23 protein-coding genes are annotated in these 21,008 nt (G+C 70.1%); 20 read left to right on the top strand and 3 right to left on the bottom strand.

The annotated features are described in order from the left end of the window. Positions 1-1,256 precede the first annotated feature (1,256 nt). The 6 genes from CcI156_RS18625 to CcI156_RS18600 are packed head-to-tail and all read left to right on the top strand — an operon-like array spanning position 1,257 to position 8,253. Positions 1,257-2,459, top strand: a complete 1,203-nt coding sequence (locus CcI156_RS18625) for a dehydrogenase (protein ID WP_254847511.1) — start codon at positions 1,257-1,259, stop codon at positions 2,457-2,459. A 48-nt stretch (positions 2,460-2,507) separates the two neighbouring features. After that, entirely contained in the window at positions 2,508-3,599 is a 1,092-nt protein-coding gene (locus CcI156_RS18620) for a TauD/TfdA family dioxygenase (protein WP_076807180.1), read from the top strand. Beyond that, complete coding sequence (locus tag CcI156_RS18615) at positions 3,596-4,903, top strand: AMP-binding protein (protein ID WP_076807178.1); 1,308 nt, start codon at positions 3,596-3,598, stop codon at positions 4,901-4,903. The genes CcI156_RS18620 and CcI156_RS18615 overlap by 4 nt, the downstream gene beginning before the upstream one ends. After that, the gene (locus tag CcI156_RS18610; RefSeq protein ID WP_076807176.1) at positions 4,887-5,540 is read left to right on the top strand and encodes an HIT family protein; all 654 of its coding nucleotides are present in this window, start codon (positions 4,887-4,889) and stop codon (positions 5,538-5,540) included. The genes CcI156_RS18615 and CcI156_RS18610 overlap by 17 nt, the downstream gene beginning before the upstream one ends. Next, positions 5,537-7,117: an AMP-binding protein gene (locus tag CcI156_RS18605; protein ID WP_076807173.1), complete on the top strand. Its 1,581-nt coding sequence runs from the start codon at positions 5,537-5,539 to the stop codon at positions 7,115-7,117. The genes CcI156_RS18610 and CcI156_RS18605 overlap by 4 nt, the downstream gene beginning before the upstream one ends. Continuing rightward, positions 7,114-8,253 (top strand): DUF6624 domain-containing protein, encoded by a 1,140-nt coding sequence (locus CcI156_RS18600; protein ID WP_076807171.1) that lies wholly within the window; start codon positions 7,114-7,116, stop codon positions 8,251-8,253. The genes CcI156_RS18605 and CcI156_RS18600 overlap by 4 nt, the downstream gene beginning before the upstream one ends. Before the next feature lie 24 nt (positions 8,254-8,277). Here CcI156_RS18600 and CcI156_RS18595 read toward each other — a convergent pair whose 3' ends face one another. Then, positions 8,278-8,715: a ribonucleotide reductase gene (locus tag CcI156_RS18595; RefSeq protein ID WP_254847510.1), complete on the bottom strand. Its 438-nt coding sequence runs from the start codon at positions 8,713-8,715 to the stop codon at positions 8,278-8,280. Positions 8,716-9,949: 1,234 nt separating this feature from the next. Here CcI156_RS18595 and CcI156_RS18590 point away from each other — a divergent pair. Further along, positions 9,950-11,746: a radical SAM protein gene (locus CcI156_RS18590; RefSeq protein ID WP_035733813.1), complete on the top strand. Its 1,797-nt coding sequence runs from the start codon at positions 9,950-9,952 to the stop codon at positions 11,744-11,746. A 22-nt stretch (positions 11,747-11,768) separates the two neighbouring features. Here CcI156_RS18590 and CcI156_RS18585 read toward each other — a convergent pair whose 3' ends face one another. Next, entirely contained in the window at positions 11,769-12,389 is a 621-nt protein-coding gene (locus CcI156_RS18585; RefSeq protein WP_035733777.1) for a hypothetical protein, read from the bottom strand. Between the two features lie 82 nt (positions 12,390-12,471). On the opposite strand from CcI156_RS18585, the gene CcI156_RS18580 reads away from it, so the two are divergent. The 6 genes from CcI156_RS18580 to CcI156_RS18555 all read left to right on the top strand — a co-directional run bounded on the left by CcI156_RS18580 (position 12,472) and on the right by CcI156_RS18555 (position 17,688). Beyond that, entirely contained in the window at positions 12,472-13,572 is a 1,101-nt protein-coding gene (locus CcI156_RS18580; RefSeq protein WP_076807195.1) for an aldo/keto reductase, read from the top strand. After that, complete coding sequence (locus CcI156_RS18575) at positions 13,569-14,399, top strand: endonuclease/exonuclease/phosphatase family protein (RefSeq protein WP_011436236.1); 831 nt, start codon at positions 13,569-13,571, stop codon at positions 14,397-14,399. The genes CcI156_RS18580 and CcI156_RS18575 overlap by 4 nt, the downstream gene beginning before the upstream one ends. A 904-nt stretch (positions 14,400-15,303) precedes the next feature. Continuing rightward, the gene (locus tag CcI156_RS18565) at positions 15,304-16,083 is read left to right on the top strand and encodes a ribulose-phosphate 3-epimerase (protein WP_083718656.1); all 780 of its coding nucleotides are present in this window, start codon (positions 15,304-15,306) and stop codon (positions 16,081-16,083) included. A gap of 54 nt (positions 16,084-16,137) precedes the next feature. After that, positions 16,138-16,341, top strand: a complete 204-nt coding sequence (locus CcI156_RS27875) for an SAM-dependent methyltransferase (protein ID WP_023841618.1) — start codon at positions 16,138-16,140, stop codon at positions 16,339-16,341. A gap of 10 nt (positions 16,342-16,351) precedes the next feature. Further along, a complete protein-coding gene (locus tag CcI156_RS18560; protein ID WP_011436231.1) occupies positions 16,352-16,999 on the top strand; it encodes an SAM-dependent methyltransferase in 648 nt (215 codons plus the stop codon). Then, entirely contained in the window at positions 16,996-17,688 is a 693-nt protein-coding gene (locus CcI156_RS18555) for a hypothetical protein (RefSeq protein WP_011436230.1), read from the top strand. Before CcI156_RS18560 ends, CcI156_RS18555 begins: the two co-directional genes overlap by 4 nt. A gap of 52 nt (positions 17,689-17,740) precedes the next feature. Here the strand turns inward: CcI156_RS18555 and CcI156_RS25865 are convergent, their stop codons facing one another. Then, positions 17,741-17,902, bottom strand: coding sequence for a hypothetical protein (locus CcI156_RS25865; RefSeq protein WP_157493461.1), 162 nt, complete (start codon positions 17,900-17,902; stop codon positions 17,741-17,743). 59 nt (positions 17,903-17,961) lie between these two features. Between CcI156_RS25865 and CcI156_RS25860 the strand changes: the two genes are divergently transcribed. From CcI156_RS25860 to CcI156_RS18525, 7 genes are all read left to right on the top strand, one after another. Further along, complete coding sequence (locus CcI156_RS25860; RefSeq protein WP_011436229.1) at positions 17,962-18,795, top strand: PHP domain-containing protein; 834 nt, start codon at positions 17,962-17,964, stop codon at positions 18,793-18,795. Continuing rightward, positions 18,792-18,968 (top strand): hypothetical protein, encoded by a 177-nt coding sequence (locus CcI156_RS25855; RefSeq protein WP_023841616.1) that lies wholly within the window; start codon positions 18,792-18,794, stop codon positions 18,966-18,968. The genes CcI156_RS25860 and CcI156_RS25855 overlap by 4 nt, the downstream gene beginning before the upstream one ends. 67 nt (positions 18,969-19,035) lie before the next feature. Then, complete coding sequence (locus CcI156_RS25850) at positions 19,036-19,257, top strand: hypothetical protein (RefSeq protein WP_076807162.1); 222 nt, start codon at positions 19,036-19,038, stop codon at positions 19,255-19,257. Then, entirely contained in the window at positions 19,254-19,454 is a 201-nt protein-coding gene (locus tag CcI156_RS25845; protein ID WP_023841614.1) for a hypothetical protein, read from the top strand. Before CcI156_RS25850 ends, CcI156_RS25845 begins: the two co-directional genes overlap by 4 nt. Then, positions 19,451-20,410, top strand: coding sequence for an ROK family protein (locus CcI156_RS25840; RefSeq protein ID WP_076807160.1), 960 nt, complete (start codon positions 19,451-19,453; stop codon positions 20,408-20,410). Before CcI156_RS25845 ends, CcI156_RS25840 begins: the two co-directional genes overlap by 4 nt. Next, complete coding sequence (locus CcI156_RS18530; protein WP_011436226.1) at positions 20,407-20,685, top strand: hypothetical protein; 279 nt, start codon at positions 20,407-20,409, stop codon at positions 20,683-20,685. Before CcI156_RS25840 ends, CcI156_RS18530 begins: the two co-directional genes overlap by 4 nt. Beyond that, the gene (locus CcI156_RS18525; RefSeq protein WP_076807158.1) at positions 20,678-20,965 is read left to right on the top strand and encodes a hypothetical protein; all 288 of its coding nucleotides are present in this window, start codon (positions 20,678-20,680) and stop codon (positions 20,963-20,965) included. Before CcI156_RS18530 ends, CcI156_RS18525 begins: the two co-directional genes overlap by 8 nt. The last annotated feature ends 43 nt before the right edge of the window (positions 20,966-21,008 follow it).

The raw sequence follows: 21,008 nt of genomic DNA, 5'->3' as shown, positions 1-21,008 counted from the left end.
CGAGGACCTCACCACCTGGCAACAGCCTCCCGGCTGACCCCGACCCCCGAGACCCCAGCGGAGTGCCCCACGGTCACGCCGCCCACGATCATGCCCCAACGGGATTTCCGAATACGTACGCACGGAGAACCCGTCAACGCGGAACCCCAAAAGTGTGCCCGGATCGCCTGGTTTCCCCTCGACGAGATTCCCGACAGCACGTATCCATACACCCGTGTCGGCATCGATCTCCACAGGCGGCGGGAGAACTTTGCCATCTCCGGGTGGGAGACATAGAAAGCGCTACGACGGCATCCGTACCGTTTGCTAGCGAGCCAACTGATCCTTGCGAAAGCGGATCGAATATGTCCGGACCATCACACTCGGCCGGCGGTGGGACTGGATAGACGACATGTTGACGCCATTGGTGAGCCGGCAATCCGGTACTCCGGGTCCCGTGTCGGCTGTCATTCCATACCATGGAAATCTCAGCTCGGCTGGTCGTTCCTCTCAACCAGCGAGAGGACCGGCGAGTCGACACGGTCCGYCCCCTCGTCTCACCCTGCTCCCGAACGTTTCCCGAGTGTTCGCCATCCCTAGCGGCAATGATCTTCCTTCAAGTGAGGCATCTGCCCAGCTCACGGCGCTCCGCGGCCCCGAACCGAAGCTTCGCGCTGAAGGGAATGGTTCGCGCCCGTCCGCTGGGGATAGTGGCGTCACCTCGTGAGTTTCTCGTCCCGGTCAGTGGGCCACCCGGGGCGAGCGCCGCGTTGGTGCACGCTGCACCCTTTGGCCGGAAGGTTGGAATCTTGGCATCACGTGAGCGTTTCCTGACCCGCCGCTCGAACGACTCCTTCCCGCATGCCTGAGAGTATTCAAGTGTTGGAGAAATTCCTCGACTGCTCGCGCTTTTCTCTGGTCCGCCGCCGTCGATGCCAGGTGGAGGAAAGGGCGCATTGATATCGGCGGAGACTCGTGACCGGCATTTCACCCTGATTGCCGTCGATTCTTCTTCCCTGCTGCGCCTTCCGGTCGCTCTTGCCTCGCTACCGGCATGAGTCAGGTTGATTGCGCGGCGCACCTCTACCTGTAACCCATCGAGAGGAACGATGATGAATGCGCGGGTTTTCCATACCGTCGTGGTGGGTGCCGGCCCCGGGGGGTTGATTGCAGCCTACCGATCTGATGTGCCCGCGCCGGGCCTTCTCCTCCTCGACGGAGGTGACGATGTGGAGGAGCGGATTGGCGCTCTGGGCTCCGATAGCCGAGGGGACGTGGTGACCCGGGGGTTTGGCGGTGCCGGGCTGTTCTCGGACGGCAAGCTGTGCTTGTCACCGCGGATCGGGAGCACCGTCAGCCACAGATTCGATCCTTCTCGCGTTTCCGCGCGGCAGCACGCGATCGATGAGGTTCTTCGCTCCGGCGAGCGGGCCGACCTGCACGGCGGGGACGCCGAAGCCGCAGAAAATTTCGAGAAACGCGCGAAGGTCGCCGGATTAGAATATGTTCATTATCCGGTCCGTCACGTCGGGACCGACCAGCTACCTCGGATGCTCAGCCGGTTGCGGACGCGTCTGGYGGCGAGGGCGACGGTCGCCTGCCGTACGACGTGTATCGGTATCCGCCCGTCAGGACGTTCCGATTTCCGGTGGGAGCTGGAGTTGGATGGTCCCGGGGTCAGGCGGGTCCACGCGGTCAACGTCGTCCTGGCCCCGGGGAAGGTCGGCGCATCGTGGCTCGGGGACGTGGGTCGGGAGCTGGGCCTGGGCCGCGACGACGCCCAACCGAAGATCGGGTTCCGGTTGGAGGGAGCGAAGGAGTTCCTCGGACCGCTGCTGGAGATAGCCACCGACCCGAAGGTCATCTGGAGCGGGCCCGATGGGGTCGAGGTCCGAACCCACTGCGTGTGCTACGGCGGCGACGTCGTCGCGGCCGACTATCACGGGCTGACCCTGGTAGGCGGGCATGCGACCTCAGCGCATGCCGAGAACCGCTCCAACAGCGCGATTATTGCAACGGCCGGCCGGAGATTGCCCCTCACCGCTGACGATGCCCGCACGCTCGTGGCCGCGATCAACCGCCGCCACGGTGGGCTGATCGGCCAGCGGCTCGGCGCCTTCCTTCCGGACACGCCTCTGCCCACCAGCCAGGCGGTAGGCGAGTTTGTGCCGAGCCTGCCCGATGCCGCGCCCGGCGACTTCACCGCCGAGTTCCCGACAGCGATCGTGAGCGCGCTACAAACATTTCTTTTCCGGCTCGCCTCCCTGTGTCCGGGGGTTCTGCACCCGGATAACTTTCTCTACGGGCCCGCGGTGGAACGGTGGGCATCACGTTTCACGGTTACCGACGAGATGGAAGCCCCAGGCCAGCCGGGACTGTATCTCGTGGGCGACGGCCCCGGGCTCACCGGCGGCATCATCGGCGCGGCGGAAACAGGCTGGCTCGCGGGCGACGCCATTACTGCGCAGGCGCGCCGTTAGTGCACTTTTCGCCCATTAATATCGGCGACTCAACATCGGAGGTCCGCTATGGCGGAAACCATCGACTCCATTTTCATACCGACCGAGCTGACAGCCGGTCATGCACCGCTCTGGACCGGTCGGGAGCTGCATCCCGATGCCTATCTCCAGCGGATCGACGATGCGCACCGCGCCGACCTGGCCGCGGCGGTGCGCGCGGCGAGTGCCCGGTTGGCATCCCGAGACCTGTTCCACGACCGTGACCTCACAGACCAGGACGTTCTCCTGCCGCACCTGGACGCGCCGCTCGCCGCGCTCGCCACGGCGGTCGCCGTGGGACACGGCTTCGCCGTACTCCGGGGCTTACCTGTGGAGGATCTCGACGACCGCGAGTGCCTCGTGCTGATCCGCGGCATCGCGGCCCGGCTGGGACGGATCGCGACCCAGAGCCGCGACGGGCAGCTTGTCCGTCGCGTTCGGGCGAGTGGCCGGCAGCTCGGTGACGGCCGGGTACGGGGACACCAAACCGCGGAACGGTTGTGGTTTCACACTGACGGCGCCGACGCGACGCTGCTGCTGTGCCGGCGCCCCGCGGACCGGGGTGGGATGAGCCGCGTGGCGTCCGCCGCGGCGGTGCACAACGCGATGCTCGCGAGCGCGCCGAACCTCGTCGCCGAGCTCTACCAGCCGTTTCACTTCCACATGGCCGGCGGGAACATCCCCGGCGGCCCACCGACGTTCCTCTCGCCGATCTTCTGCGCGTACCGCGGGCTTTTCAGTGTCCGCTTCGTGCGGCACACGCTCCTGGAGACGCAGACGGTCACCGGTGTGYCGCTGTCCCCGACAGCTCTCGCGGCGTTTGACCTCCTCGACGAGGTCGCCGACCAGCTGGCCYGCGACATGGAACTTCGGCCCGGTGATCTCCAGATCGTCCACAACCACTGTGTTCTGCATTCCCRCACGGCCTACACCGACGCGCCCGACCCMCGGCAGGCCCGCCACCTGCTGCGCTGCTGGATCACCCTGCCGGCCCCCGACCGCCGGCCCGGTGCCGTCGAGCAGGGCCTGCGAGGCGGATGGCTCACGGACGATCTACAGCAGGCTGCCGCCTCCACCTGGACACCTCCCACCGCCGCCGGTCTTGCGGACGGCCCCACGTGACCGGCCCGCAGGCATGGCGGCAGGAGATCACCGTCGCCCTCGACCGACTGGCCCGTGATCGCCGCGACCAGCCCGCGGTGATCGACTCCGGGGGTGCGTGCACCTTCGGCCAGCTGGGCCGGGACGCCCACCGTCTTGCCCGTGATCTTGGCGGTGAGGGCGGCCGTGGCCTGCTGCGTCCCGTCACCGCCCGGTCGGAGGCGGATTTCCTCGTCGAGGTGTTCGCCACCTGGCTGGCCGGGGGAATCCCCCTGCCGCTGTCCGCCCGTGGGGCCGCGGTGTCGACACCGGATTTCCCGCGCGCTCCGGCTGGCGGATGCGAGCCGTGGAAGGCGATCGTCGGCGTCTGTGACGGCCTCTACCGCCCGCTGGTGACACATGGGGAGCCCCCGAGCGTCCCGCGGAAGGCGCTCGCGCTCGGCCTGCGCCCCGACGGGCGAGCATTGATCGGCTCCCCGTTGCACCTCAACGGCCCGTTCGAGTTCGCCGTGCGGCAGATCCTGCTCGGCGGCACCGTCGTGATCTGTCCGGTCTTCACCCCGCAGGTGTGGGTCACCTACGCGGGCCGCCACCGGCCGACCTGGGCGTTCCTCGTGCCCACGCAGCTGCGCCGGCTGCTCGACGACGCCGGCGAGACCGCCGTCGCGAAGGCCGCCTCGTCGGTGGACAGGCTGGTCTACTCCTCCCAGCCCTGCCCACCCGACCTCCGCGGGCGTCTGCTCGCGTTGCTGGGCGGCGACCGGCTCGCGGAGTATTACGGCACCGCCGAATACGACGGCACGCTGCGCGTCGGAGCCGCCGACGGTGGCGTCCCGATCGACGGAGCCGAGATACGGATCACCGGGCCGCAGCGGGTGCCGGTTCCCGCGGGGACGGTCGGCACGATCGAAGGGCGAAGCCGCGTGGGGCTCGCCAGCCACCCTGTTCCCGGGGCATGCCCACCATCCGGTGCGTGGCAGAGCGTCGGTGACCGCGGCCATCTCGACGGCACCGGACGGCTGCATGTCGCCTCCGTCGCCGTGCCTGGACGGGCGATCGTCGGCGGCGTCAACGTCGCCGTCGCCCAGGTCCGTGTCGTGCTCGCCGCTCACCCCGCGATCAGCGACTGCACGGTGTCGGTGGTCCCCGACGCCGTCTACGGCCATCGTCTGACTGCCCGCGCATGCACCCGGCATCCGACGCTGACGGCCGAGGAGATCCACGCCTACTGCRCCACCCGCCTCGCCGCGCCCGAACGGCCGAGCCGCCTTGACCTGATCCGTCTCAGCCCGTCGGAGGCCACTGCCCATGCCGTCGACCTGTGACCTGTGTGACGCCCTCGACCCGGCCGTCAGCGACTGCGCGCTGCAACGGCACCTGACCGTGGCAGCGCCCCGCATCCTGGYGGCGAACGCGTATGCCGCCGCGGTCCCCACCATCGGGGCGTACGTCGCCGGCTACCTGCTCCTCGTCCCCCGAAGCCATGTCCTGTCCCTGGGCGCACTCGACCGCACTGCTCGCGCCGGCGTCGACGCGCTGATGCGGGAGATGGCCGCACGTCTCGCCGATCGTTACGACAGCCCGGTGCTGGGCTTCGAGTACGGCCTGAACGCCGCCGGGCAGCGGCGGATCGAACACGGCCACCTGCACCTGCTCCCCACCGAGGCGAACCTGCGCGGGTGGCTGGCCAAGCGGCTCACCGGCCATCCCATCGCCTCCCTGGTCGACCTGCCCGCTGACCCGGCCCACTCCTACATCCTGGTGCGTGATCAAAGCGGTGCGTTGACCGTCTACCCGGTCCCGACCGGCACCCATCCCCGCATTCGGCTGCGGCACGTCGTCGCCGCCCTCGACCCACGACTGGACGGAAGCGACTGGGACTGGGAGAGCGATCCCCACGCCGATCTCATGCGCCGCACCGTGGACGATCTCGCCCCCACCACCAGCCGGCCGCTGCCATGACAACCCCGTGGACCCTCGCGGCTCTCTGGCAGCGCATCGCCGCGCAGCAGCCCCACCAGACCGCGYTGATCCACGGCGATCAGGCGTGGACGTGGGCGCAGTTCGACGCGGCATCAGCGGCCCTCGCCCGCACCCTGCGGCGGCACGGAGTGCAGGCCGGCCAGGTCGTCGCCCTCTGCCTGCCGAACATCCCCGAACACCTTGTCAGCCTCGCTGCCGTGCTCCGTCTCGGCGCAACGCCCGCGCAGCTCAACCCCCGCTACCGTGCCCGCGAACTCGACCAGCTTCACCGCCTGCTCCAGCCCGCCGCAATGATCGCCGATCCGGTCCAGGTCCCAGACGTCGCGACGCTCCACGCCCGCTGCCAACCTGGCCAGGAAGTACCGATCCGCCCCCTCGGAGGCCACGGGCTGCTCCTGACCTCCGCGGCCCCGCGGGCATCCTCGTCGCCGCCGGCGAATGGGCCGCGACCGCCTTTGATGATCAAATGTACGGGTGGGACCACCGGCACACCCCAGGCCGTGCTCTGGCGCGTCGCCGACATCCTGGACAACCTCAACGCCCACAACCCCTGGGCCCGCCACGACCTGTCCCGCCCTCTCACCCGGATGGCGTCCCTGACGCTGGCCGACGCGCGCATCGTCGTCGCCAGTCCCCTCAGCCACGGCTCGGGTCTGACGCGCGCGATGGGCGCGCTCTGCGCCGGCGGCACAGTGATCACCCTGCCAGGGTCGTCCTACGACCCCGACAGGGTGCTCGACACGGTCGTGCAGCAGCGCGCCGACACCCTGGCGATCGTCGGCGACGCCTACGCACGACCGCTCACGAGCGCGCTTGGCGCCCGCCTCGGCGCTGACCTGTCCGCTTTGCGGACGGTCACCTCGTCGGGCGCGCCGTGGACGGACCAGGTCAAGACCRAACTCCTCGCCCTGGTCCCACACCTGCGGCTGGTCGAAACCCTCGGCGCCACCGAGGCCACCGGCCTGGGATCATCACTCGCCCGCCTCGGAGACGTACCTGCGACCGGGTCCTTCGACCTCGGCCGACACGCCCGGGTGTTCCACGCTGATGGAACCCCGACCGCGGTCGGTGAGACGGGACAGGTCGCGGTCCACCGGCCGCTGCCCGTCGGTCTGCACCCCCACGGCACGCTTCCACCCCACCGCTACGTCCGCGCCTATGACGGCCGCACCTACCTCCTGTCCGGAGACCTCGTCCGGCTTCAGACGAGTCGGAGGATCGCGCTGCTCGGCCGCGAGCAGGACTGCATCAACACCGGCGGGGAGAAGGTGTACGCCCCCGATGTCGCCGCCGTCCTCCTGGCCCACCCCCACGTCGCCGACGCCGCCATCCTCGCCGTCCCCGACACGCGGCTCGGGAGCACCGTCGGCGGCCTCCTCCAGCTCCACGCCGGCGGCAGACTCGCACAGGTACTGGGTGACATCCGTGGCGACCTCGCCGGCTACAAGATCCCACGGGTGGTSCGGGTCGTCGCCGCCATACCCAGGACCCCGGCCGGGAAGGTCGACCTCGTCCGCGCCCGCCAGCTCCTCAGCGACCAGGAGGCCAGTTCATGACATCACCCGCCGTCGCCGCGTGGGCTGACCTCATCACGCTCGCCGAGCAAGAACAGCAGGCGCTCCTCGCCGTCCTGACCCGGCTTGTCACCGACCCCCGCCTCGAAGCCCAGGTCGCCGCAGCCCTGGACTACCCCGGCTGGCCGCTACCCCTCACGCTGCTACCGCACCGAGCGGCACACCTCACTGCCGGCACACCCGAACTCGCCACCTTCGCGTCCGTCTCGACTGCCGCGACGACCGCGGTCCTCACGACACTGAACCGATGGGGCTGGCCGTCTCCCGCCTCGTGCGCCRCCAGCGACGCCGCCTGGCTTCTCCTCCAACACGCCGACACCGAAACCGAGACCCGCCACGATCTCCTCCGCGATCTGGCGCGCACGTGGCAGCACCGCGGGGCCGACCCGCGACAGCTGGCTCTCCTGACGGACCGGGACCGTTCCCTGCGCGGTGAGGAGCAGCTGTACGGAACATTCGTCCTCATTCGTGACGACCGCCCGCGCTTCCTCTACCCGATTGCCGACATCAACCATATTGATGATCAGCGGAGTCGGATCGGACTGCCGAGTCTCGCCGACGACACGCCCTACGCCTACTGCCCGATCACCCCCTACCGGCAGGCCCGCAGCGCACCCGTCAACCTCTGGGCGCCGGCCACCAGCCCAGCCCCACAACTCCGGCGCACCCAGCAGCGGACACCACAGAGCCTCGCCGGCGATGCCACCCCTCGCCACGGCGTCTACCTCGCGGCGACGCTGCGCGACCGAGACGAGATCCGCCGTATCCGCGCCCGCCTGCCCCCGCCCCTGGAATCCACCGCCCGCTGGCTCGACCTCGACCCCCTCACCCGACCCAGCAGCCAGTTCGACGCAGGCATCGTCGTCAACCAACTCGCGGCCCAGCTCTGCATCCACGACATCGCCCGCGCGCGCCTTCTCCTCGCCTACCCGCTCAGCCGGCGCAGCGACGGCGTCACGGCCGAGATCGGCTGCGCGCTCGCCTACGGYAAACCCGTCATCATCGCCAAGGGCTCACCCCGATGCAGCTTCGACATGCTGCCTTCCGTCACGATCAGCGACGACATCGACAGCGCCCTGACTGCGGCACATCACGCCCTCACGGACCACGCCACCTGAACAATCCAGCAGGCAGAAGGCCCCTCAGCGCGAGACCTGGACCGGGATCTCGAACGGTACGAACATCGGCATCCCCGGCGTGTCCGACCAAACCTTCGGCACCGGCGTCACCCCGGTCGCCACCGTGGCGCGCTCCGACGGCGTGAGCACACCCAACGCGGCCCGCTCCTCCAACGRCAGGAAATCCAAGGCCAGACGCCGCACCACATAATCGATGATCGACGTGGCCTGTGGGATCTCCGCGTCGTCGGTTAGCCCCGCCGGCTCGAACCGCAGGTCTATGAACTGCCGAACGAACGTCACCAGCGGTACGTCGTGCGCCAGACCAGTCGAGATCGCCAACGAGAGGGTCTCGGTCATCCCGCGCAKGGTCGACCCCTGCTTCGCCATGATCAGATTGACGTCCGCCAGCGAACCGTCAGCGTGCAGGGACGTGATGACGAAGCCGTAAGCGCCGCCCACCGTGAACGACCTCGTCACGGACTCGCGATGCCGTGGCGCGCGCCGTGCCACGCCACTGGGCGGCTGGGTTCCCATCGTTGATGTTGCGTCAACCACAACACGTTCCTCTCGATCGGCGCGTCGATGCCGCATACTCACATCCGGAGACGATCACAACAGATAGCGCCACCACATCCCGAGCAGTGCCAGATGTTGTGGCCGATCCGAGATGTCAGCATAGGGCACCGGCCGTCCGATCTCACCGTGGAGGCGTCGGCGTGTCCGACCGCGCCCAGCCGCACTCGCCGGGCCCACCCCGGCCGCCTCGAACCACCCGCATGAACCACGCGCGCCATAGCCACAAGCCTGAACGAGCGCCGGTCCTCGACCAGGAGCGGGCTGGGTTGACCCGCGATGTACGCAACTGACGTTGTCGTCGGCTGGGCGCGGTCGTCGGGATTCCAGCGAGGCAGGCGGCGTGCGAGGGTCAACATGACCCAAACCGGTGAAGCACCGGGCGATCCCGGTGCATCTGTAGGTCTGCGCCGTCGCCAGTGCTGCCCAAGAAAGCGAACCGGACCGGCCAGCGTCGCACGCCCCATCAGCGCCAACTCGATCCCGGCCTGGGTGTGACCCCGGGCGCGCCTCCACGTTCGGATGGGCATTCGGTATCCACGAACAATTCCGCGTGAGATCCGAGATCGTCGTGGAAGTTACGGCGCCGTATGTCGCCGTCTGCGCAGGTAGCGGCATAGCGCGGCGCCGAACGAACTTCTTCGCGGAACGGGGAATGATTAGCAAGTCGCGGCGGCGGACAGTGACAGGAGCTACCCGCAGGCCGCCGAGGCTGCTCCGGTAACGGGCGCCCGCATCGCGGTCGAGCGCCGTCCCTCCGGAAGGCATAGCCGTGGAGCAGCATCCACATGAGCCCTTGGCTCGCTTGTCCGTCGCCCTACGCAGCGCCGGCGYGCGTCCCGACTTCCCGTCTCCGGATCGGTGGGAGTTGCTGCTCGATCCGGCTGTGTTCCGTGGCTGGGTAGAGCAGCGGTGCGCCGGCCACGTGGGTCGGGTCCGGATCGCGGGACCGCTCGATCGCCGTCTGGCCGTCGTCGAGCGGACCGACGGCCGGTGGGTCGTCGCGGATCTCTCCGGCCAGCCACACCGCTCCCGGGCCTGGCCAGCGTGGACGCGCGAACAACTGATCCTGGAGGACCCGGCGTCGTGGCTGTCGCTGGCCCACCTGGACGAGCGGGCCGTGTGGCGGCTGTCGCGGCCCAGCGCCCTGCTAGCGGCGCTGTATCACCCGGAGACGTTCCCGCTRCCGCGGTTTCCGTTGGGGATCAGCACGGTGGCGCGGGCGGCCCGGGACACGTTGCTCGGAACAGTGGCCTTGGCCGACATGCAGCTCGGGCTCTCCCTCGATGGCCTCGTCGCCCGCATCGACGGCGACCGGCCGGACATCCTCGGGGTCTCGGCGACGTTCGGCCAGTACGACCTGCTCGTCGAGCTGCTGGAATCGGTCTACGCCCAGGATGATCCGCCGCTGGTCGTCGCCGGTGGCAGTCTCACCCTGCGGGTCGAGCGGGTCCTGCTGGACAGGTTCCCGTCGCTGCTGGTCGCCAGGGCGGGTGGCGAGGCGACGATCGGCGCGTTGCTGGCGCACTGGCACGGCGACTGCGGCCTCGACGACGTGCCCGGACTGGGGTACGCGGGGGCACCACGTGGGGGTGGGCTGGCGGTCGGGCGGCGGCGGACCGCGAAGCCCGTCACCCGGGACGTGACGGCCGACGTCGTTCCGGAACTCGATCTGCTGCCGGCGACGTTCGACCGTCACGGTGTCGCGCAGTTGGAGACCAGCCGGGGCTGCACCAGCTACTGCTCGTTCTGCCCACGCGACCACAAGGGCAGTTGGGTGGGGGCCGGTACGGGCCGGTTGCCGTGGCTCCTGGGTGAGCTTTCGGCGGTCTTCGAGCGCTACCCGCAGGTGTCGCGGACGTTGTACCTGGTTGACGAGGAATTCCTCGGTCGCGCCCCCGACGCGACCAGCAGGGCGTTAGAGCTGGCCAGTCTGCTGCACCGGGCGGGGTTCGGGTGGGAATCCAGCTGCCGCGTCGACCAGGTCGTCGACCCCGACCAGAGCCATGGCTGGCACGTCGAACGCGCCGAGATGTGGCGGGCGCTGGTCGCCCGGGGCCTGCGGCGGATGCTGTTCGGCGTCGAGTCCGGCGTCGACAGCATTCTGGACCGGTTCGCGAAGGACACCACGGGCGAGCAGAACCTGCTGGCTGTCCGTACCCTGTCCGCACTCGGCGTCCCGACCCGGTTCACCTACATCACCTTCGACCCGCTGATGACCCTCGACGAGCTGAAGGCCACACATGCGTTCCAGGGCCGCACCGATCTGCTCCTGGCCCCGCAACCCGATCTTTCGCCCGCCGAGGTCGTCCGCGGAGTCCGGGACGCTCGGTTCGCCGCGGCGGCGGGCACGGGCCAGCCGTTCTACCAGGGGATCTCCTACCTGCTGGTCAGCATGGAGTGCCTGATCGGCGCCGCCTACACCCGCCGAGTCCAGCAGGCTGGACTTGCCGGGGCGGTGACGCCGTCGATGGGCCGGGTAGAGGCCCGCTACGCCGACTGGCGGATCGGAGTAGCCGCCAGCTGGGCGCAGCGCTGGGTCGACCGGCACTTCGCCCTCGACTACACGTTCAAGTCGCTGGAGAAGGTCCTCGACGGCGCCCCGCGCCGTCAGGTGCGTGAGGCCCGCGGCGTGCTCAAGGACGCCAGCTACACGGTCCTCGGCGACCTGATCACCGAACTCGACACCCGCCCGCTGCACCGTGATCCGACGGCCGAGGCGATCCTGGACGTGCGGATCTGGCAGCGGATTGAGAACCGTCTCGCTCTATTGCGGGGCGTCCTCGCCGCCGCTGTGCACGACCTGCTGCCTGTTCTCGGCCGGGAACACGCCGCACTGCTCGTCACCGAACACCGGCGATGGTCCGCAGCCGGCGGTTGGACGCTGATCAACGCGGCGGACGCCTGTGCCAGCTGACCGGCGGACCCGAATCGGAAGATCAGGCGCCGGTCTTTTCCGGGATCGGCACCCAGTTGAACTCTGGGCAGAACCGGGCGTAGGTGACCAGCTTCCAGGCCGCGTAGTCCTCCAGCCGGCCGGCTTGGCGCAGCAGGTGCTTGACCCAGGTGTGACACACCCGCTCGTCGTGGCTCATCGCCTCGTCGATCTGGTCGAGCATTCGGCAGGCGACCGCGAAGTCGTCCACGGTCAGCGCGCTCAGGTCGATCTCGACGTCGTCCACGGTGAAGCTGAACACCAGCCGGGTGGTGGAGAAGCTGGTGTAGCGCTCGCCGAGGAAGCGGGCGGTCCCGTCGAGCGTGGCCATCAGCTCGGCACGGCGTTCCACCGGGTAGCCGATGCCCAGATCCAGATCCGAGGTCTCCAGGTTCAACCGGGTTCCGAACGAGCCGACGTCCCGCGGCCGATGCCCGGTCCACCGCTCGATGAGTTCCGACGCCCTCGCGCGCACCGCGTGCAGGCGTTCGTCGTGGGCGCGCATCGCCGTGTAGAACGCCTCGGCGCGGTCGAACTCGGCGGTGGGGAAGTCGCTGCGGTCGGCCCACCCCTTCGCCCTGATCGCATCCAGGTTCAGCGGGGTGTCAGGGTCCGGAGTCGTCATGCCGGTGACCTTAACGTCACAGTCAGCGGCGCCCATGCACAGGCCCGTCCAGCAATCGTCGGCAGACAATGAGGTGAACGAGATGACGGAAGAACGTTTTCCCGCGCCCCGCGCGCTGGCCGGCGGGCTGACGGTGCACCCGATCGGCGTCGGCTGCTGGGCCATCGGCGGACCCGACCACAACCTGGGCCTGCCGATGGGCTGGTCCACCGCCGACGACCACGCCTCCCGCGCGGGGTTAGAACTCGCCTACACCCTGGGTGCGAACCTGTTCGACACCGCCGACGTCTATGGCCACGGCCACTCCGAACGTCTCCTCGGCCACCTCGTCGAGCAGGTCGACCGGGACAGTCTCGTGCTGTCGTCCAAGGTCGGCTACTTTGCGGGCACCGCCGCCCACGCCTATCTGCCCGCCGCGATGCGCCGCCAGCTGGAGACCAGCCTGGAGAACCTGCGCACCGACCGGCTCGACATCTACTTCTTCCACACCAGCGAGTTCGGCCCCGACGACCGCTACCTCGACGGCGCCGTCGCCCAGATGCGCGAGTTCCAACGCCAGGGCCTGGTGCGCTGCGTCGGGATGCGCGGCCCGCACCGCTACGCCCCTGACCGGCTCATACAGCCACGATCCGATCGGCCGGACAAGCACGCCCGGTTCCGGGTCCTGTTCGAGCGAATCCGTCCCGACTTCCTCGCCGTCCGACACAACCCGCTGACCCCACCGCCGCCCGCCGGCCAGCCGGACATCTTCACCCTCGCCGCCGACCACCACATCAGCATCCTGATCAACAAGCCGCTCGGGCAGGGCCTGCTCACCGGTAAGCACGACCCGCGTCGGCCACCCCAGYTCGGTGCCGGGGATCATCGGCAACGCAAACGCTGGTATACCCCGGATGCCCTCGCACTCGTCGAGCGCCACCTTGCACCTCTGCGCGACCGGTTCGGCCCGTCGACCCGCGACCTGGTCCGGGTGRCACTGGCCTACAGCCTCCAGCGCGCCGACAGCGCGGCCGTCCTTGTCGGCTTCACCACCCCCGACCAGGTCCGCGAGAACCTCACCGCCCTCGACACACCGCTGTCCGGCGACGACCTCAGCTTCGTCCGCGCCACTCTCGGCCAGCTCCAGCAGGACCTCGACGCCGCCGGCGAAGTCTTCCTCGACGAAACGGCCCTGCCCGAATGAACCCGCAGCAGTCCCTGTTCCCGAACCCGCCCACGCCGGTCGCTCCCACATCCACGACCGAGCTGCGGCTCGTCACGTTCAACGCCCAGCACGCCGCACCCGACCGGGCCCGCCGCCAAGCAGCCTGGCTCGGACAGCAACCCGACGCGGACCTCGTCGTGCTCACCGAGGTCGGCCACGGACCCGGTCGCCACGCGCTCCTCGACGCGCTCGCCCAGCACGGTTACACCCACCTCCACGCCCCGCGGCCGGACCAGCCCGACTACAGCACGGTCATCGCCTCCCGCCATACGCCCCTCGAACCCGTGCCCGCCGGCATCGACGTGCTTGCCCACCGCGCACCCGCCGTCGACCTGTGGGTCGGCGGACAGCGACTGCGCCTGGTCGGCCTCTACGTCCCGTCCCGCGGGCCGGCCGCACGCCGCAACGAGAACAAGCGCGCCTTCCAACACGCCGTCACCCGCGCCCTGCCCGGCGTCCTTGCCGGCTTCGACGGGCCGGTCGTGGTCACCGGCGACCTCAACGTCGTCGAACCCGGCCACGTCCCGCACTACCCGGTCTTCGGCCGCTGGGAGCACGACTTCTACCGCTCCTTCACCGACGCCGGCCTCACCGACGCCTACCGCACCCTGCACCCCGACGCCCCCGGCCACAGCTGGTACGGCCGCGGCGGCAACGGCTACCGCTTCGACCACACCTTCCTCACCACCGACCGGCTCGACCTGACCCGCTGCGACTACGTCCACGCCCCCCGCCACCACGGCCTCAGCGACCATGCCGCGATGGCCGTCGCCGCTGTCGTTGCTCCCCGGCAGCTCCAGCCATAGGTCGCCGGCGTCAGTTCGATTCCGCCGCGATCCAGGCGAGGACCACCCGCCGTACGAAGGCTTGACCTTCGGCGAGGTCCATGGCCGACGTCTTGCTCGGGGTGCCGGGCATCCGGGCGTGGCGTGCGGCCTGCCCGCTGATGCCGGGATGGTTACGGCCTGCGTGAACGCCCGCGCCTCGGCTTTCGTCACCCAGCCGAATGCGACCGGGTCGCGGCCGTCCTGCATGATCTCCCACACCTTGTAGAGCTCGACCCACCCAAGGTGCGTGGTCCGGCCGAGAATCGCCAGGGCCTCAGCGAGCGCCGGACCGCGGGCCGCGGCAGCCGCCTGCGGAGGGCCCGGCGGCGGTGGCGGCTCGGAGGCCACCGCGTCTCCTCCTATGACGACGCTCCCGATGCGGGTGGTCAATCTGATCGTCTTGGGCGTGAGGACGGCATGACGTCGATCACCGTCGTCGTACATCCCGGTCAGCTCGACGGCGTGGAAGCCGGTGCTGTTCAGCCAGCCGATGCCGTTGACCCAGGCGAGMACCTCAGCCGCTGCCTCGTGGAAGTCCGTGCCCTCGGGCCGGTAGTCCACCGCCGGCGAGGTGAGGTAGTAGTCCTCCGCGTCGCGGACGACCTGAGTGTCACCCGTGGGCAGGACCCGCGAGAGCAGGGCGAGGTCGGTCTCCCTGCCCCGTAGACGCGCTTTCAAGGCCATTCGCCCAGCATACGGTCCTTGGCGATCTCCAAAACCGGATTCATGCGGTGGAAGAAGTCGCCTGTCGGTGAACCATCATCGCTGGTCAGCAGCGTGCAATGGCGCGAATGGTTTCTTCGTGCGCGGGGGAATGACCAGCCTCGCGACGACTGCAACCATGATCTCGAACATTCCCCGGGGTCGAGAGGTTGCGCAGCCGATGACGACGGAGCAGACGCCCTCGGCGAGCCGGCCGACCGGTTGGCCGGCTGCACTTCCCCATGGTCGGCTTCTGCTTGACGTGTCGCTGTGGTCGGCGGATCTGGCCGCGCTCGGGGTGGAGCTCGATCGGACCAGCGGCGTCGCTGACGTGGTCCACTTCGACATCGCTGACGGGTCCTTCGGGCCTGACCTGATGTTCTCCCCGGCGATGCTTGCGGCCCTGCGCCCTCGGACGACGGTCCCGTTCCACGCCCACCTGCTGGCGCGCCGGCCGATAGCGCTCATCGACGCGGTCACGACCGCGGGCGCCGATCTGATCACGGTGCCAGCCGAGATCGATGACGTCGCGCGTGCCCTGCATCGCATTCGCGACAACGGCAACGCAGCGGGCCTGGCACTCGGGGTGGACACCCGGGTCGTCGATGCCCGCCCCTACCTCGGCGCGATCGACGTGCTCGTGGTCGTCTGCACACCTGGCGGCGCGCGGGACGCCGCGCTGACCMTGGCCGCTCTGCGCCGCCTGCACGCTGCTCGCAGACTCGTTGAGGCGACCGGGCACCAGCACACGGTGCGTCTCCTGGCCGAGGGAGGGGTCGGTGCGCGCACCGTGGGGCCGCTCAGTGTCGCCGGGGTCGACGGCCTGATCACGGATCTGCCCGTCCTCGGCGACGACCCCGCGGGCACCGCCCAGTGGCTTCGTAGCCAACGCCCGGCGGGACGGCGCCCTTTGCCGAGGCCGCCTCGGGACGGGCAGGGGTTCACGCGAAGGCTCCCCTAGCGTGTCTGGACCACAACGAAACGATCACCAATCCCGGCTGAGTCGACAAGGGGTATGACAGCAGTGGCGGAACAGGACAGCGCGGTCGCTGGCTGGAACTTCCAGTCGGCGGTTCCGGAGGCGGCGGTGCCGACGGGTCTGCGGCCCGAGGTGCCGCACCTGGCCCGGATCTACGACTACTGGCTCGGCGGCAAGAACAACTACCCGGCGGACCAGGCTGTCGCCGAGGCCATGATCCGGACAGTGCCCGATCCATGAAGGTGTGCTCGTGAACCGGGCGTTCCTGCGCAACGCGGTGCGCTTCCTGGCAGCCGACTGCGGGATACGGCAGTTCCTCGACATCGGCACCGGGCTGCCGGCAACCGACAACACCCACGAGGTCGCCCAAGGCGTCGCCCCGGACGCGCGCATCGTGTACGTCGACAACGACCCGCTGGTTTTGACCCATGCGCGGGCGCTGCTGACCAGCACGCCGGCGGGACGCACGGCCTACGTGGAGGCCGATCTCGCGGACCCGGAGTCGATCCTGTCCTCGCCGGTGCTCGCGGACACGCTCGACCTGACCAGGCCGGTGGCCCTGTCCCTGATCGCAATCCTGCACTTCTTCCCCGACGTGGCGGAGCCGTACGCGATCGTGGCCAGGTTGATGGACGCGTTGCCGGCGGGCAGCTACCTGATGCTCAGCCACGCCACCGGCGACTTCGACCCGGCGGTGGCCCGGGCGGCCGACTCCTACCGGTCGCAGGGCATCGCCGGGCAGCTGCGAAGCCGCGCGGAGGTGGCACGGTTCTTCGACGGGCTGGACCTGGTGAACCCGGGCCTTGTCGTGGCGCACCGGTGGCGGCCGGGCGGGCCGGTGGAGGAGCTGGCGGACGCGCAGGTGAGCATCTACAGCGCGGTTGCCCGCAAGCCATGATCCACACACCTCGGGTGCTGGTGCTGCTGCCAGGCGGTGGTCTGTCGCTGGTCGCGGGCATCGTCGCGGGGATGGGTCAGGCCGCCCGTGTCGTGGCCCTGGTGCCCTCGCTCGCCATCGGCGAGGCGGACAGCGGCGGCGGGCGGATCGTGGCCGACCTGGCGGCGGGGCTACCCGTCGCCGACTGCGCGGTGGACATGGTCGCCGTCGACGGCATCACCCCGGCGGATCCGACTTCGCTGCTCGACGAGGCGTGCCGGGTTCTCACCCGGTCGGGGCAGGTCGTGTTCACCGTGACGCTGGCGCATCTGCGTCAACCCGCCAGCGACCTGCCCGGTCTCACCGACGAAGACGCACGGCGGATCGGCCGGGCTGTCGGCGCAGCGGTGGCCGAGGCGCCGCATCCGTGGGACCCGCTGATCGAGGTGATGTCCACCGGCCGCCCCGGGTTGCACCCCGCCGACGTCAACATGCTGCGGATGACCGCCGACCTGGACCACCAGGGTGTCGAGGAGTACCTGTACACGTCAACACCCGTCGGCCCGTCACCGGTGGCGGCGGTGCGAGTGGGTCTCGACGCGCGGGTCGCACGCCGGTACGCGGCGGCCTGCCACCGGGCCGTCGACGTCCATGGTGCGCTACGACTGCATTCCCCGGTCATGTTTCTGCGTGCCCAGCGGGCCGCATGACCAGCGGCGACCGTCGTCGCGGGGGCCACCGGCTGGGACCGGCGCGATCGTCCTACAGCCGGATCGAGCTGCGTGCCGCGCTGGCGACCGCCACGGTACGCGCCGCGAGCAGGATCCGGAGGGGGTCGGTAGGGGTGTCCCTGCCGGCCCCGATCCGGCCCGGCACCGGCCCATGGATCGCGGAAGCCGGGAGCAGGCGGGCGAGCGCGCCCACGCGGGGGGCGTTCCTTCGCCTACGGGTGGACATCCCCACTTCCAGGGCCGGACGGCACCATGATTGATCTTCACGCGTACACGTCGGAGTCCGGTGGCAGTCTGATGCCGCACGAGCTGGTCGCGCAGGCCGTCGTGGCCGGCGTCAAGGTTCTCGCGATCACCGATCGGGACACGGTGGCGGGGATCGATCCGGCGGCCGCGGTGCTGCCGGCGAGGATGACGCTGGTGCCGGGTGTGGAGATCTCCTGCCAGGCGGTCGTCGGTGGGCGGCCGAGGCCGGTCCGTCTGCTCTCCTACCTGTTCGACCCCGACGATCGGGCGGTGAGCGAGCTGCTCGGCCGGGCCCGCGACAGCGCCGAGCTGCGGGCACGACGCGCCGTCCGCCTCCTGCACATGGAGGGCTACCCGATCGACTGGCCGCAGGTAGCCGCCCAGACCCGGGGCGGACCGGTCGGCCGCAGGCACATCGCGGCAGCCCTGGTCGCCGCGGGCATCGTGCCCACCCTCGACGCCGCGCTCGGACGGGGCTGGCTCGGGGCCGGCGGCCCGTTCCACGTCGCGTCACGGCAGCCGGACATCACAGCGGCGCTGACCGTGGTCCGCGGCGCCGGAGGCGTCGCCGCACTCGCCTATCCCTGCGCGTCGCTGCCCGTGGACCTTCTGAGGGATCTGGCGGCGCGCGGCCTGGCCGGCATCGAGGTTGATCACCCCGAGCATGACGAAGACACCCGCCGCCGGCTGCTCGATGTCGCCGGGGGGCTGCGTCTGCTGCCGATCGGTGGCAGCGGCTACCACAGACCACCAGGACGCCTCGGCTCCGAGACCACACCGCCCGCCGTCTACCGGCGGCTCATGGCCACGGCCACCGGCACCCCGCCGATCCGCGGATGAACGCCCGGCGGCGATGGCAGATCGTCGACCTGGACGACGGCGAACGGTGGGAGGAGATGGACCCGGCCGTACGCAGAGCGGTCGACGAAGCCGGCCAGACCGGCTGGGGGCTGGTCTACGTCTCGGTTGGCCTGGGCGTCGCCTTCCTCCTGTCCATGATCGTGTGCCGGTAGGACGGCCGCTCTGCCCGTCGCCCCTGCGGGCGGAGCGGCCTCGCACATCCAGGGGCGGGACACGTGGATGGCAGACATCGATACACAGGGGCGGGCGCGGCTCGCGGACCTGGCCGGGGCCGTGCCGCTGGCGTTCGCGGCGGCGCACTGCGACCGCGACCAGCAGGTACTGGCCGGCTTCTGGCGGCGCAGCCTGCGGGCCGGCCCTCTCTACGAGAKGTACTGCGCGGCGCTCGCGACCACCGACGGCGAACGACGGGTGCGGGAACGAGGGGAGGAACCGGGATGACGCTCACCAGCGTGGGAATCGTCGTCGCCGTCAGTGCGGCGATGAGCCTRCTCCTGGGGTGGTACGCGGATCTGATCCGCCAGGCCCTGCGGCAGGGACACCACCGCGAAGTCCGCGCCGCCCTGATCGCGGGAACGGGGAACGCCCTGATCATAGGGATGATCGGGGTGGGTGTCTGGACGGTGGTGCACCGATGAAAGTCCACGCTTTCGACATCGGCGCGTCGGCCATCAAACAGGCGATCGTCGATACCGGTCCGCCCTGCCAGATCGTCACCGCGCTTCCCGTGCTGCGGCTCCCCCCGACACCGACGTTCCACGCCGTGCAGGAACGCATCCTCGCGGCGCTGACCGGCGCGGTCGAGGTCGAGCGGGTCGCGATCGCGACGGCCGGCGCGATCGACGCCGACGGCACCGTGATCCGCGCCGGGGCCATCCAGGGCTACACCCRCATCCACTGGCCCACCCTGCTCGCCGGCTTCTTCCCCGACCTGCGAGGGCGGGTCTATGTCGTCAACGACGGCGCCGCCGCGACCTGGGCGGAATACCGGCGGCGCGGGCGCACCGGGACCCACGTCCACTTCGCGCTCGGCTCCGGGATCGGTGGAGGCATCGCGATCGGCGGACAGCTCGCGCAGGGCACACCGCCAGGCCCTGCCGGTCTCGGTCACATTCTCGTCGACCCGGTCAGCACGCTGCGCTGCTCCTGCACCCGCACCGGCTGCGTGGAAACCCTCGCTGGCGCGCGTGCCGTGCGCCGCGGCTACCAGCCGTCACAGCCCGCCGCGGCGCGGCGCACCTCCCCAGCCCCGCGCACACGGGTCCCGACCGTGGCCGAACTCGTCCACAAGACCCAACACGGCGACCCGGCGGCCCGCCGCACGTTCGAGGCCGCCGGCTACTGGCTGGGGGTATCCGCCGCGACCGTCCTGAACATTCTGGGCGCCGACGTGATCACCATCGGTGGGGGGCTCGCGCAGGCCGCCCTCAGCGCCGCCGGCCCCGACAGCGGCTACCTCGGCGCCGCCCAACGTGCGCTGCGCCAACGGGCGGTTCCCCGCCTGGCCGACCGGGCCGTTCTCACCCCCGCCGCCTACGGGCCGGACGGGCCGCTGATCGGCGCGGCTCTCCTCGCCTCCGAGGGTGAGCTGTGATCGACGAACAGCGGGCACAGGAGATCGCCGCCACCCTGCTCGGCCGCCCCGCCGAGGACCCGCAGCAGCCCTGGAGTCTCCAGGAGTTCCCCCAGGGCTGGCTGATCAACAGGACCGCGCACCTCACCGAGGAGTACGTCGGCGCGGCGGGGTACGTCATCGAGAAGAACGCCGGCCGCGTCATGTGCTTCCCCTCGTTCGTRCCGCCCCGCCGGATCTTGCACGAGTACGACGCGGTCGTCGACCGGGGATACCCGGAGCACGCCGATGATTGACACGGAAAGAGCCCGGGAGATCGCGGTCGCGTTCCTCGGACGGCCGAGCAGCGATCCGATCCGGCCCTGGAGCCTCATCGAGTTCCCCCAGGGATGGATCATCAACGAGACCGGCTATCTTGGCGAMGACTTTGTCGGCTCTCTGGGTCACGTGATCGAGAGGGAGGGTGGACGGGTGATGCGCTTCCCCACCCGTATTCCGACCGGCCGGATCATGACCGAGTACGACTCCGTTGTGGGGGCCGCGAGGGTCGCCTCGCCACACCAACAAAGTTCGTGAGCGGGCCGGACGAAGCAGCTCGCGTCCTCCAGGCCGACAACCT

Source organism: Frankia sp. CcI156 (assembly GCF_001983015.1).
Lineage (GTDB): Bacteria > Actinomycetota > Actinomycetes > Frankiales > Frankiaceae > Frankia > Frankia casuarinae.
The sequence above is the reverse complement of the archived record's forward strand: the minus strand, read 5'-3'. Positions and strand labels throughout refer to the sequence as shown.